We start from the raw sequence: 13684 nt of genomic DNA, 5'->3' as shown, positions 1-13684 counted from the left end.
CCTGCCTTATGGAAACCTGGAAACTCAACCTCTTCGCCGCCTGGCTGGGATGTTTCTTTACCGGTATGGCGATGAGCCAAATCCTGCCTTTTCTGCCTCTTTATATCGAACACCTCGGGGTGAGTGACCATACCGCACTGAACTTGTGGTCCGGGCTAATTTTCAGCTGTTCGTTTCTGGTTTCAGCAATTGTTGCGCCATTGTGGGGCAGCCTTGCCGATCGCAAAGGCCGTAAGCTGATGCTGCTGCGTGCCGCGCTCGGCATGTCGCTGGTGATGGGGTTGCAGGGCCTGGCCACCGACGTGTGGCAGTTATTTATACTGCGGACATTGATGGGGTTGACCTCCGGTTATATTCCAAATGCCATGGCGCTGGTCGCCTCGCAGGTGCCACGCAGCCGCAGTGGCTGGGCACTGGGCACGCTTTCAACCGGGCAGGTGGCCGGGGTGCTGATAGGGCCGCTGCTCGGCGGCATGATGGCGGATACTATTGGCCTGCGCACGGTGTTCTTCGTCACCTCGGGGATGCTATTCATCTGCTTTTTGATTACGCTGTTCGCCATTCGTGAAAATACGATTACCGTTAGCAAAAAAGAGCAACTCAATAACCGCGCGGTATTCGCCTCTCTGCCATATCCGCTACTGATAATCAGCCTGTGTATCACTACGCTGATGATTCAGATGGCCAACGGATCGATAAGCCCTATTCTGACGCTGTTTATCCGTGACCTGTCACCGGATATCGGCAACATCGCTTTTGTCAGTGGCGTCATTGCCGCCGTTCCCGGCATTTCGGCTTTGTTGTCGGCACCACGCCTTGGCAGGCTTGGCGATCGCATCGGTTCACAACGGGTACTGGTGGTGGCACTGTTTTTCTGTGCGTTACTGTTCTTTTTGATGTCGGCGGTACAAAGCGCGGTGCAGTTAGGTATCTTGCGCTTTGCTCTCGGCTTTGCCGATGGCGCGCTCATGCCTGCGGTACAAGCGCTGCTGGTGAAATACAGCAGCCAGCAAGTCACCGGACGAATTTTTGGCTATAACCAATCCTGCATGTATTTGGGTAACGTCGTCGGCCCGCTACTCGGCTCCGGCATCTCTGCGCTGTTCGGTTATCGCTGGGTGTTTCTGGTGACTGCCCTGCTGGTACTGATCAATGCCGTACAGCTGGCGGTCAGTTTTGCCCGCCAGCCGCAAAAGCGCTGAACAGGCGTTGTCCAGCGACATCGGCTCCATCGCGTCTTCATGCCAGTGTCAGGTCAGTGAGCAATGTCTGCCTCTTGGTAAGCAGCCCGGTCTGACCTTTTGCGTTCCCCGTCATCCCCCGGCATCCGGTGTGTGCAGCACCGGGTGATGCCGCTCCATAAAATCCAGAAAACGGCGCACCATCGGAATCGAGGCACTGCGTTTTAAGTAGCTGACGGCAAAGGTACGGTGAATCGGGGTGGCAATCGGCCGAATGGCAATCTCATAGCCTTTCAGGCTGAAAGCGACCGAGGAGCATAAAAACACCACACCGCCATGATGCATCACCAAATCCATAATGATATCGAGGTTGCTGCACTCACGAAAACAGGTTGGTTCAAGCCCGGCGCGGCTAAATGCCGTCAAAACCGCAGCATGCTCACCGGTGCCTTTTTGCGGCACAATCGGTCGCTCTTGCGCCAGTTGAGAGAGTGTCAGGCTTGCTTCGCCCGCCAGCGGATGCACGCTCGCCATCACCGCAACCAGGTTGTCTTGCAGGAAAACAGAATGATTAAACAACGGGTCTTGCAGATAGTCATCAAACGGGGTGGACAGCGAGACATGAATTTGGGCATTTCTCACTTTCTCCAGCAAATCACGGCTGACGCCATCAATAAACGAGAGTTCGATATTCGGGTGCTGTTGCTGGAACTGTGTAAAAACATCGTAATATTTCAATCGATTAAAGATAGGGATCACCCCCACTATCAACGCACCATCCTGACTCTCTTCGTAGGATTGCACAAACTGTTCGACATCATAATACTCTCGAATCAGGGGTTTTACTTTGTCGTCAAATGCCTGGCCAAACGGTGTCAGCGAGAACTGCCGGGTGGTGCGATTAATCAATTTTCTTTGCAGATCCTGTTCAAGACGGGATATTTCCTGGGAAAGAAAAGCCTGAGAGATATTGAGTGATTTGGCAGCCTGAGTGAAGCTCCCTTTGCGTACCAGTTCGTGATAATAAAGTGCTCTTTTTATACTTATCATGATTATTTTTATACCCACCATACTTCAGATTGCAAGCGCATTGCTTGTATGTGTGCGTCCCTAGTCTCTTATTGATGCACATGATGACATGTATTCATGGCGACTCACCACCTCGCCCCTATTTTTCTTTTTTCACCTCGAATTATTCAGAATATATAACATTATACAAATAGCAATTATATTAAATTGCAAAAATACTAATGTGAGATTAAGCACACTTGCATTCATCTCAGCCATGATAGCCTGCCGCAGATTTTCCCTCCCCCGTTATTAAAACGGTCGCTATTCGCTTCATAATAATTTTAAGGAATACTTCATGCGTACCCCTTTGCTAAAAATGATGCTGTTATCTTCTGTAATGATCGGTGCTACGACCCAGGCTCCCGCGATGGCCGCAGACAATAAACACGACGACAATATACACGAACTGGCAATAACACCACGCCAGACCTCGGTAAAACTGATTTCTGATGTGGTCTATGCTCAGGTGCCGATGCGCGGTTATCCCAACGTGGCGTTAAAAATGGATATTCTGCAACCGGAAATGAAATCACCTCAGCCCGTCGTGCTGTTTATTACCGGCGGAGGATTCATTAATGCTAACAAAGACAATTATATCCAGCAGCGTCTGGCGATGGCTCAGGCCGGTTATGTGGTTGCCAGCATGGAATACCGCGTCGCCCCAACGGTCATGTTCCCGGCCCCGCTGGAGGATGTGAAATCGGCCATTCGCTATCTGCGCGCCAATGCCAGCAAGTTTGGTATTGATGCCAGCCATCTGGCGGTATTCGGCGCATCTGCCGGTGGTTATCTGGCTGCGTTTTCCGGTACAACCAGCGGCAGCCGCCAGTTCGATAAAGGCGACAATCTCGATCAAAACAGCAACGTACAAGCGGTGATTGATTTTTATGGCTTGTCTGATTTAACCCGCGTGGGCGAAGGCTTCCCCGATAACGTCGTTCAAAAACATACCACCGCCTCTGCCACGGAAGCGATTTGGGTCAACGGCACCTCGGTTTTTAATGAAGGCGGCCCGATTACCCGCTTCCCAGAAAAAGCCACCGCCGCCAATCCGATAACCTATATCGGCCAGCACACGCCCCCTTTCCTGATTATGCATGGCAGTGCCGATACGGTGGTTTCACCGCGCCAGACCGAACTGTTACACCGTGCGCTGCGCCAGCAGGGTATTGAGAGCACGTATTATCTGGTCAAAGGGGCAGAGCACGGCGGTGTGTACTGGCTGCAACCGGAAATCATGCAAAAAGTGCTCGCCTTTCTCAACAGCCACCTGAAGTCATAATCCGCACGATACCGGCCCCGCTTCGGGTTATTCTCCCGGCGATCCTCATTTCTCTGAGCAGGGCGTGGCCAATTCACGCCACGTCCTGTTGCTTGACCTGTTTATCATTATTTGCGCCACATCATTTTATCACTGTGATGAGAAATCTATTTTATTTACGCACATCAAAAAACAAAATAAAACACTATAGAGCAACAATAAAATAACAATAAAAAATAAAACCATTACAACAAAAATACGAATTCACCAGTTATCGTACTTTGCAATTATTTATATCCCTATCTGCAAAAAATTAATTGTGAGGCAGTCCACACTTCTTGGTTTCCCCACATGTTCCAATTTATTACAGAGAATTACCGGGTTGTTTATTATTTTATGCCACACGTTATATTCAGCCATTATTTTCAGTTGGCAGGAAGTTAGGTCAATTATTAATCCTTTCAGTGCGGCGAGAGAATTAATCAGACCTAAATAACATTAATTCTTGATAACTGAATTACTCAGAATATGACGTGAGAAATATTTCATCGTGCAATCCACTCTCGTTACACCGGGCGAGTTCCCGATTGCTGAAAGGTTATTTTATGGAAAATTATACCCGACGTCGTTTTATCGCCATTATGGGCAGCGCGCTGACAGCAGCCAGCAGTGCTGCCTTACCCGCCATTGCGCAAGAGGCAACGACAGCCGCGCAGGGGCCAAGGCCGGTCAAATACGGCATGTTGCATAACGAGTTGCGTTGTATCGGCTGTAAAGCCTGTGTGAGCGCGTGCCGCAAAACCAATCAGGTGCCGGAAGGGGTTTCCCGGCTGAACATTATACAAACGGTCGATATGACGGCGAGTGATACCAACAAACCGGTCAAACAGTTCTTTCGCCAGTCTTGCCAGCATTGTGATAACCCCCCTGCTGTCTCCGTTTGCCCAACCGGTGCTTCATTTAAAGATGCGTTGACCGGCATTGTTGATGTCAACGACAAGCGCTGCGTTGGCTGCCGTTACTGCATCGCCGCCTGCCCGTATCACGTTCGTTTTATCAATCCGACGACCAACACCGCCGACAAGTGCAATTTTTGCCGGGAAACCAATCTGGCGGCGGGGAAAAAACCGGCTTGCGTTGAGATCTGCCCGACCAAAGCGCTGGTCTTTGGCGATCTTAACGATCCTGAAAGTGACATCGCGAAGATGATTAAAAACAACCCTATCTATCGCAGCAAGGTGTACCTCGGCACCGGCCCCAACCTTTACCGCATCCCCGGTAAATACGGAGAAAGCGACCATGCATAATGCCTTTCACTTCGACTCGCTGGTCTGGGACTGGCCGATTGCCATCTACCTGCTGCTGGTAGGGATCTCCTCTGGCATGATGGTACTGACGCTGCTGTTTCGCCATTATGTGCCACAGGAGTACCGGCCGACGCACCCGCTGGTTGTCGCCACGGCTATCGTCGCCCCGCTGTCGGTCATGTTGGGGCTGGTCATCCTGATTTTCCATCTGGCACGACCGCTGACCTTCTGGTATCTGCTGCTTTTCTATAACCCGCACTCCATCATGTCGCTTGGGGTGATGCTGTTTCAGGTCTACCTGCTGGTGATGATGCTGTGGCTGGTCACGCTGTACCGTGACCCCCTGCTACGTCTGTGCGCCGCCCGGCTGCCCGCACGCTACCATCAGGCGCTGACCCGTGTTCTGACGGCGCTGGCGCGCCACGTCGCTCGCCTGGAGTCGGTGTTATTGGTGCTGGCGTTACTGCTGGGCTGCTATACCGGTTTTCTGCTCTCGGCGCTGAAATCGTTCCCGCTACTCAATAACCCGGTACTGCCGGTGCTGTTTCTGGTTTCCGGCCTCACCTCCGGCCTTGCCGTGATGCTGCTGGTCGCCGCCACCCCGCGTTTTCGCGCCGCCTGCCCGCAAACACTGCACTTTCTGCATCGGCTGGAAAAGCCGCTGGCCTGCGTTGAGCTGTTTTTACTGCTGGCCTTTTTTGTCGGCCTGTTGCTGGGCGGCGGGCAAAAAACCGTGGCGGCACAGGTTGCGCTCAGCGGTTTTTGGGGTGCGGTGTTTTGGCTTGGCATTCTGGGCGCTGGCATTGTGGTGCCACTGCTCAGCCAGGCGCTGCCCGCTGCGCGCCAGGCAACCAGCCGCATGATGTTTACTACTGCCTCATTAAGCCTGCTGGGCGTGTTTTTACTGCGGCTGTTCGTGCTGTATGCCGGCCAGATGACGGTGGCCTGAGATGAACAGCGCGCGGGCTTTGTTCTGGCTGGCTTCGGTGGCATTTTTCATGCAGTCACTGGATACCACCATGCTGTATGTCGCCATTCCGGCAATAGCGCGCGCTTTGCATCAACCGGTATTGCACATGGAGTGCGTGGTCATCGCCTACCTGATAACCGTGGTGGCGTTTACACCGCTTAATAGCTGGCTGAGTCAGCGGCTGGGCGAACGCTGCGTGTGCCAGCTGGCGTTGCTTATCTTTCTCAGCGGGGCGCTGTTATGCAGCCAGGCCGACTCCGTTGCCATGCTGGCTGTCAGTCGCTGCTGGCAGGGCATTGGCGGGGCGCTGCTGCTGCCGGTGATACGCACGCTGGCGCTGCGCACCACCTCACCGGAGCAGAAGCTGCCGTTTTTAAATCGCATGACCTGGCTTGGCCTGCTCGGCACCCTGACCGGCCCGCTCGTCGGTAGCCTGCTCAGTGACGCTGACTCCTGGCGCGCGATTTTTCTGGCGGCGATGCCGCTGTCGTTACTGTGCCTGTGGTTAAGCCGTTACGCCATTCCGGCGGGTCTTACGCTACCGGCCAGCCGTATTGCACTGCCCGGCCTGTTGGCGCTGATGGCGACCTTATTGCTTTGTGCCCTGCTCCTCAGTACCGCGTCCAAACAGCTGTTACCGCTGCCACTGCTGCTGCTGGCAGGCCTCGCGGCAGTGGGCTGCGGCTGGTGTTATCTGCGCGGTGAACGCGCCACCCGGGAGGCGTTACTGCCGGTATCCCTGTTCGGGATCCGTACGTTTTATGTCGGCGTCTGGGGCGGGGTGCTGACCCGGTTGCTGCTGGCTTCGTTACCGGTGGTGCTCTCGCTGATGACCCAGACTGCGCTGGCGCTGCCGCCTGCCACCGCCGGGATCATTATGCTGCTGTTCTCCATCGGCGCACTGGTGGCGAAAAGCGTGTTTGAAAGGCTGGTGCGTCGTCTCGGTTATCGCCAGTTGCTCATCGGAACCTCGCTGCTGGCCGCCCTCGGGGTGACGGTGCTGGCGCTGGCGATTGAGCAACGCTCGCTGCCCGCCATCGGCCTACTGGCTGGCGCACTGGGGGTGCTTGGCGCGCTGCTGCACTGCGCCGAGAGCACGCTGGCCTGCTGCCACCTCAGCCACGATACCTGTAACAGCGGCAGCAACATTCTGCTGCTCAGTCAGTTACTGGCGGTGATGTTAAGTATGGCGCTGACATTTCCGGCGCTGCGTGGGCTGGCGCACCTGACGCCGTGGCTGCATATGAGTGCGTTTAGCCTGCTGTGTGTGGTACTCGGCGGCGGGCTGGTCTTGAGCTGCCTGCTGTTTCGCCACCTCCAGCACGAGGATGGCAACGCTCTGCTGTCGCCCTCTTCCTGAGCGGCAGCGCAACCTGTTTTGTTCATCAACCGTTTTGTTCATCAAGCATTTTATTAATCAACAGAGAAACCGCGTTATGAAAAGAAGTTCAATCACCTTACTCACCGGCCTGCTGATAGCCGCCTGCACCCTTAGCGTGGCGCAGGCCGAATCCTTCAAGGCGGGCACCTATTCTTCCAGCAAGCAAGGTATCGGCGGTGACGTGACTGTCACGATTGAAGTGGATGCCAGCGGCACCGTCAATAAAGCCAGTATTGATGCGCCATCAGAAACACCGGAAGTCGGTGGTGAGGCGGCGAAAGAGCTGGCTAAAACCATGACCGAAAAGAAAACCATCAATGTGGATGGTGTCTCCGGGGCCACCATGACCAGCGGTGCGGTGCATGACGCGGCACAAGAGGCCTACGCCAAAGCGCGTCAATAGCCAGACAAGCCGCATCATGCCCTGAGAAACCCGGTGTGATTACGGCAAACGATAACGATGTTATTGGTAAAAAACAAAAAGGAAAACAAGATGGCTCAATACAGAAGAACGCTTCTTGCCGCCCTGTGCCTGTCGGTGCTGGGAATCACCTCGGCTCATGCCGATCAGGCTGCGCCCCAGCCTGCCAGCACGCCGGAACCGGCAAAACCGGTGGTTATCCCCAAAAGTGCCGATGTGGTGGTTATCGGTGCCGGTGCCGCAGGCACCGCCGCGACCATGGCAGCAGCAGAGAAAGGGGCCAGCGTCGTATTGCTGGAGAAACAACCGATTGTCGGGGGTACAGGTAACTTTGCCGAAGGGATTTTTGCTGCCAACAGCGCGATGCAAAAACGTCAGGGCATTGTAGTCACACCCGATATGGCGTTTAAAACCATCATGGAATACAGCCACTGGATGGCCAACCCGTTTGTGGTGCGCGCATTTGTCAACCGCTCGGCCGATACCATTGAATGGGTGAAATCCAAAGGGATTAAGTTTGAATACATCGGCCCCGGTGGCCCTGGCGGCATGCTGACCTGGCACGTTATCGACGGCCCCGGTCATGGCCGTCACCTGATCAAAACCTTCCACGAGCAGTTCAAAAACATGCCGGTGACCACGCTTGTGAAAACTGCCGGTAAAGACCTGGTGGTGAAAGACGGCAAAGTCGCCGGAGTGATAGCCGAAGGCAGCGACGGCAAACCGTTCCAGATAGACGCTAAAGCGGTGATTATTGCCACCGGCGGCTACGCCAACAATAAAGAGATGCTGCAAAAATATGTCGCCATGCCGGATACCATCATGGTCGGTAACGTCGGCAAAGACGGCGACGGCATCAAAATGGCCTGGAAAGCCGGGGCAAAAGAAGAAGGGATGGGTGTTGTTCAATCTTACCGTCCGGGCCTGCCGGATTATGCCCCCAACTCGCAAATGCTGGCCGCCGCACGTCAGCCTTACCTGTGGGTGGATAAACACGGGCGTCGCTTTACGGACGAATCCATCGTCATCATTTGGCCACATGCCGGTAACGCACTGGCCAAAGCCGGTGGGGTGATGTACTCGGTGTTCGATGATGAAACACGCAAACACGTCGTCAATGACGGTATTGACGTACCGATTGGTGAATGGGTTATCGCTAACACCAAACTGGTGAAATTCGACGAAGAATTTGCCAAAGAGAGCCAGAAAAACCGCGGTTTCGTGTTCAAAGCCAATACGCTGGACGAGTTAGCGAAGGCAATGGATATGGACGCCAGCGTGCTTAAACACACGGTGGAAGAGAACAACCGTTTTGCCACCCAAAAACGTGATGAAGTGTTCAATAAGAACATGGATTACCTGCGTCCGGTGAAAACCGGCCCCTTCTATGCGGTGAAAATGATGCCTGCCGCGCTGGGTACGCTGGGCGGTGTCAAAATCAACGACAAGATGGAAGCCATGAGCCCGGCCGGCAGCGCCGTTCCTGGGTTGTATGTCACCGGTAACGATGCCGCCGGCATGTATGGCGACACCTATGACCTGTTACTGGGCGGCGGTACCTTTGGTTTTGCCCTCAACTCAGGCCGCATGGCGGGCGAGAATGCGCTCGATTACCTGCACTTTACTAAAAAATAATCGGCACTAAAAAATAACCGACCGTAAAACGTCGTCAGGAAAACGGCGCGGCAACGCGCCGGTGACACACCGCTCAGGGGGTGTCACACCTGACGAAACGTCAGATTAAAGCGTACGACCTCTTTCATGCGCTGCGGTAAGGGGCCGTCCTTGACTGGCTGCACGCCGTGATAGTAAAGCCGCGATGGCCCACCCCACACCACCACATCACCGTGCCAGAGCGGTACACGCTGGCAAGGATGAGCGCGCGTCGCGCCGCCAAACAGAAACAGCGCCGGTAGCCCCAGCGGCGACACAGACACAATCGGCTGATGCAGCGCCTGTTCATCGCGGTCCTGATGTAATGCCATTTTCGCGCCCACGGCATAGCGATTAATCAAACAGGCATCCGGGGTGAACCCGATATAACCGGCCTCATACGCGGCGGCCTGCGCAATGCGTAAAAAACACGCAGGCATGGCAGGCCACGCTTTACCGGATTGCGGGTCAAACGCGCTGTAGCGATACCCGCAGGCATCAGTTATCCACCCGGTGTGGCCGCAGTTGCTCATGGCGACCGACAGCGCACGCCCTCCGGGCGTCAGCATGTGGCGAAACGGTGCCTGGCGTAGCACCTGCGCCAACCCGCTTAGCAATTCTTCCGCCTGCGCCCAGGCAAAACCGCGCAGCAGCACCGCCCCGGCGGCCAGCGTCTCACGGCCAGTCTGGGGCGGTTCATCAGTAAACAGATCACAATTCACAGCCATCACCATGTTGTCTTAGCGAACGACGACTCCGGAATGCTAAAACATTCGGGGGCGAAAAGGCAGGGTGAGCCAACAGGCTTGAGGCGATGTTATCGGCGCACCGGCAGTGCAACGGCAAGCCAGCGGGCGCGCAGCAAGTCATACAACCAGTTATAGGCCACGGTATAGGGCAGGAAAAACAAAAAGAAACCGATTTCCACCACCAGTGCCTGCCACAGGGTGATATTCAGCATCCATGCCGCCAGCGGTAGCCCAATAATAATAAACCCGCCCTCAAAGCCCAGCGCATGGGCAATACGCACCCACAGGGTGCGAACCACGCGACTGACCGGCCACAGCCAGTCAAACACGCTGTTATAAATCACATTCCACAGCATCGCCACGCTGGATAATAGCAACGACAAGATGCCGACCTGAAAGATTGGACGATCCAGCACCCAGGCCGCGACCGGAGCACAAATCAGTAATGCCATCACTTCAAACCCCACGGCATGGAGCACCCGCTCACGCCATGTTTTCGGGACCAGGCGGGCTGATTGTTTCATTCGCTGTTGCATACGTTTCTCCTTCTGCTGGTGCGAAAATCATCAGAGGGTGCTATTTTCATCTAAATATCCAATAGTGTTAAATTAGTTTCCATCTAAAAAAACGATAGAGGTGGTCATGCGATACTCTCCTGAATCCCTGCTGGCATTTATCGCCACAGTCAATTGCGGTTCTTTTTCCGCTGCTGCACGGCACCTGCAAAAAAGCCAGTCCACCGTCAGTACGGCGGTGGCGAATCTGGAAGCCGATTTGGGGTTGACACTGTTTGACCGGCGCGGCCATCAACCGGTATTGACGGATGAAGGCCGTAAAGTGCTCAGTCATGTCAGGGCAATTCTCGCTGCCAGTGAAGCGCTGGATGAGTTAGCTATCCGGCTGGCGGACAACGTTGAGCCACGCCTGACCTTTGTGCTGTCGGATACCTGGCAATGCCGTCACTACTACCCGGTGCTGCAACGCTTTGGTGAGCGCTTTCCCGCAGTCGAATTTGAGTGCCTGATAGCCGAAGATGAAGACGTGCTGGAGCTACTGCAATCGGAGCGGGCTCAGGTGGGGGTGTTACAGGCCCGTGCCCACTATCCAACCGATATTGCGGTTTCCCGTTTGCAGGTAAAAACCGAAATGGCGGTGTTCGTGGCAAAAGGCCATGCGCTGGCGCATTCCCCGCAGGTCACGCACGAGCAACTCGCCACGGTGCGCCAGTTGTGCCTGCACACTTACAGCCCGCGAGCCCGGCCACAGGCACAAAGCGCTATTTGGTCAACGCCTTCTTACCTGATGCTGCTGGAAATGGCTGAACAGGGGTTTGGCTGGAGTGTGCTGCCGCGCTGGCTGGTCAAGGAGTACGCCCCCGGCCAATTGGTTGAGTTGCACCTGAGTGGTTTTCCAAAACACATTGCCGTGGATATCGCCTGGTCACGCCCGGCTCCGCCAGGGCCTGCCGGGTTATGGATGATTGATGCGCTGCTGGCGCAAACAGAATGACTCGACAGCGTGCAGCACCCGCATCACGAAATACCGGTTGCCGGTTTATCCGGTTATCGGTTGTTTTGACCAGTCATATTATTGAAACCTGACACACTACCTCACTTAAATAAATTAAATAAATGACTTAATATCAATGCGCCGGGGTAATGATGAGTGTCATCTAATCCATAAATTTTTTAAGGATATATTTTCGATAAAAACATGACGAAGATAAAAATAATGTGACTTGTTGGCGTGGTACTGCCAGGCATAAAGCCATAGTATGTGAGTCGGTATCCCTCAAAGGTGTGCCGGGCAGGCGATGCGGCCTGTACCTGCGTAATTTAAGGAATATCACCTCACGTTTATGGCTTTTGTTGTCAGGCCAAAGGCGGCGGTACAACAAGACGGCACAACAATAAGACCCGCGCAAAAGCCTTAGACGGAAAATAAGACCCGATGTGAATGACTCAATAATGCGGCTGCAAGTGAGAAGAAAATGTCGAATAAACCATTCTATTACCAAGAACCGTTTCCATTAGCGAAAGATAAAACCGAATACCGTTTAATCAGCAGTGATTTTGTTTCGGTCAGTCAGTTTGAAGGTCAGGATATCCTGAAAGTCGATCCGCAAGGGTTAACGCTGCTGGCACAACAGGCCTTTCACGATGCCTCATTCCTGCTACGCCCGGCGCATCAGCAGCAGGTCGCTGACATCCTGAGCGACCCGCAAGCCAGCGAAAACGATCGCTATGTTGCATTGCAATTCCTGCGGAACTCCGAAATTGCCGCCAAAGGCATTCTGCCAACCTGTCAGGATACCGGCACCGCCATCATCGTGGGCAAGAAAGGCCAGCGCGTATGGACAGGAGGTGATGATGCCGAGGCATTGTCGCGCGGGGTGTATAACACCTTTATCGAAGATAACCTGCGCTACTCCCAGAACGCGGCGCTGGATATGTACAAAGAAGTCAACACCGGCACCAACCTGCCCGCGCAGATAGACCTCTATAGCACCGAAGGCGAAGAGTACAAATTCCTGTTCGTCACCAAAGGTGGCGGTTCGGCTAACAAAACCTACCTGTATCAGGAAACCAAAGCCCTGCTCGCTCCGGTGAAACTGAAAAACTTCCTGGTAGAGAAAATGCGCTCGCTCGGCACAGCGGCTTGCCCGCCGTACCATATTGCCTTTGTTATCGGCGGCACCTCGGCAGAAAGCACGCTGAAAACCGTCAAACTGGCTTCGACCAAATATTATGACGAGTTGCCAACCGAAGGAAACGAACACGGTCAGGCTTTCCGCGATGTGGTTCTGGAGCAGGAACTGCTGGAAGAAGCGCGCAATCTGGGGCTGGGCGCGCAGTTTGGCGGTAAATACTTCGCCCATGACGTGCGTGTTATCCGCCTGCCACGCCACGGCGCATCGTGCCCGGTCGGGATGGGGGTATCCTGCTCGGCAGACCGCAACATCAAAGCCAAAATTAACCGTGAAGGACTGTGGCTGGAACAACTGGAAACCAATCCGGGTAAATACATTCCCGAGCATCTGCGTCAGGCCGGTGAAGGCGAAGTGGTACGCATCGACTTAAACCGCCCGATGGCAGACATTCTCAAAACCCTGTCGCAGTACCCGGTTTCCACCCGTCTGTCGCTCAATGGCACCATTATCGTGGCGCGTGACATTGCCCATGCCAAGCTCAAAGAGTTGCTCGATAGCGGCGCTGACCTGCCGCAATACGTTAAAGATCACCCGATTTACTATGCAGGCCCGGCCAAAACCCCGGAAGGCTATGCCTCAGGCTCACTCGGCCCCACCACCGCAGGGCGTATGGATTCCTACGTCGATTTACTGCAATCGCACGGCGGCAGCATGGTGATGCTGGCAAAAGGCAACCGCAGCCAGCAAGTGACCGACGCCTGCAAGAAACACGGCGGCTTCTACCTCGGCAGCATCGGTGGCCCGGCGGCTATTCTGGCGCAAAACAGCATCAAGAGTCTGGAGTGCGTTGAGTATCCAGAACTGGGTATGGAAGCTATCTGGAAAATCGAAGTGGAAGATTTCCCTGCCTTTATTCTGGTCGATGATAAAGGCAACGATTTCTTCCAGATAATCCAGGCCAATCAGTGCAACCGCTGCGGTTAACTGATTGATAGCGAATTAAGCGGTTGTGTTATGACCACTGTTTTACGGGGATGGCC

Annotated in this window: 12 protein-coding genes; 9 read left to right on the top strand and 3 right to left on the bottom strand. The window is 54.3% G+C overall.

The window, feature by feature from the left end; genetic code table 11:
- The first annotated feature begins 8 nt into the window (after positions 1 to 8).
- Positions 9 to 1202 (top strand): multidrug efflux MFS transporter, encoded by a 1194-nt coding sequence (locus DAQ1742_RS04070; RefSeq protein ID WP_035345756.1) that lies wholly within the window; start codon positions 9 to 11, stop codon positions 1200 to 1202.
- Between the two features lie 111 nt (positions 1203 to 1313).
- On the opposite strand, the gene DAQ1742_RS04065 is transcribed toward DAQ1742_RS04070, so the two are convergent.
- Entirely contained in the window at positions 1314 to 2231 is a 918-nt protein-coding gene (locus tag DAQ1742_RS04065) for a LysR family transcriptional regulator (protein ID WP_067487424.1), read from the bottom strand.
- Between the two features lie 316 nt (positions 2232 to 2547).
- Here DAQ1742_RS04065 and DAQ1742_RS04060 point away from each other — a divergent pair, with 316 nt between their 5' ends.
- The 6 genes from DAQ1742_RS04060 (at position 2548) to DAQ1742_RS04035 (ending at position 9227) form a co-directional block, all read left to right on the top strand.
- Positions 2548 to 3534, top strand: a complete 987-nt coding sequence (locus DAQ1742_RS04060; RefSeq protein WP_083960986.1) for an alpha/beta hydrolase — start codon at positions 2548 to 2550, stop codon at positions 3532 to 3534.
- Positions 3535 to 4118: 584 nt separating this feature from the next.
- Positions 4119 to 4820: a 4Fe-4S dicluster domain-containing protein gene (locus DAQ1742_RS04055; protein WP_180706236.1), complete on the top strand. Its 702-nt coding sequence runs from the start codon at positions 4119 to 4121 to the stop codon at positions 4818 to 4820.
- Positions 4813 to 5769 (top strand): cytochrome c nitrite reductase subunit NrfD, encoded by a 957-nt coding sequence (gene nrfD / locus DAQ1742_RS04050; RefSeq protein ID WP_035340082.1) that lies wholly within the window; start codon positions 4813 to 4815, stop codon positions 5767 to 5769. The genes DAQ1742_RS04055 and nrfD overlap by 8 nt, the downstream gene beginning before the upstream one ends.
- A 1-nt stretch (position 5770) precedes the next feature.
- The gene (locus DAQ1742_RS04045; RefSeq protein WP_035340080.1) at positions 5771 to 7150 is read left to right on the top strand and encodes an MFS transporter; all 1380 of its coding nucleotides are present in this window, start codon (positions 5771 to 5773) and stop codon (positions 7148 to 7150) included.
- A 76-nt stretch (positions 7151 to 7226) separates the two neighbouring features.
- The gene (locus tag DAQ1742_RS04040; protein ID WP_035340078.1) at positions 7227 to 7574 is read left to right on the top strand and encodes an FMN-binding protein; all 348 of its coding nucleotides are present in this window, start codon (positions 7227 to 7229) and stop codon (positions 7572 to 7574) included.
- A gap of 90 nt (positions 7575 to 7664) precedes the next feature.
- Complete coding sequence (locus DAQ1742_RS04035) at positions 7665 to 9227, top strand: FAD-dependent oxidoreductase (protein WP_035340076.1); 1563 nt, start codon at positions 7665 to 7667, stop codon at positions 9225 to 9227.
- An 83-nt stretch (positions 9228 to 9310) separates the two neighbouring features.
- On the opposite strand, the gene alkB is transcribed toward DAQ1742_RS04035, so the two are convergent.
- Positions 9311 to 9967 (bottom strand): DNA oxidative demethylase AlkB, encoded by a 657-nt coding sequence (gene alkB, locus DAQ1742_RS04030; protein WP_035345754.1) that lies wholly within the window; start codon positions 9965 to 9967, stop codon positions 9311 to 9313.
- 95 nt (positions 9968 to 10062) lie between these two features.
- On the bottom strand, positions 10063 to 10530 hold the full coding sequence (locus DAQ1742_RS04025; protein ID WP_051124010.1) for a multidrug/biocide efflux PACE transporter: 468 nt from the start codon (positions 10528 to 10530) through the stop codon (positions 10063 to 10065).
- 106 nt (positions 10531 to 10636) lie between these two features.
- On the opposite strand from DAQ1742_RS04025, the gene DAQ1742_RS04020 reads away from it, so the two are divergent.
- Positions 10637 to 11503, top strand: coding sequence for a LysR family transcriptional regulator (locus tag DAQ1742_RS04020; protein WP_035340075.1), 867 nt, complete (start codon positions 10637 to 10639; stop codon positions 11501 to 11503).
- Positions 11504 to 11984: 481 nt separating this feature from the next.
- On the top strand, positions 11985 to 13628 hold the full coding sequence (fumA, locus tag DAQ1742_RS04015) for a class I fumarate hydratase FumA (RefSeq protein ID WP_035340073.1): 1644 nt from the start codon (positions 11985 to 11987) through the stop codon (positions 13626 to 13628).
- Positions 13629 to 13684: the final 56 nt, after the last annotated feature.

Source organism: Dickeya aquatica (genome assembly GCF_900095885.1).
Lineage (GTDB): Bacteria > Pseudomonadota > Gammaproteobacteria > Enterobacterales > Enterobacteriaceae > Dickeya > Dickeya aquatica.
The sequence above is the reverse complement of the archived record's forward strand: the minus strand, read 5'-3'. Positions and strand labels throughout refer to the sequence as shown.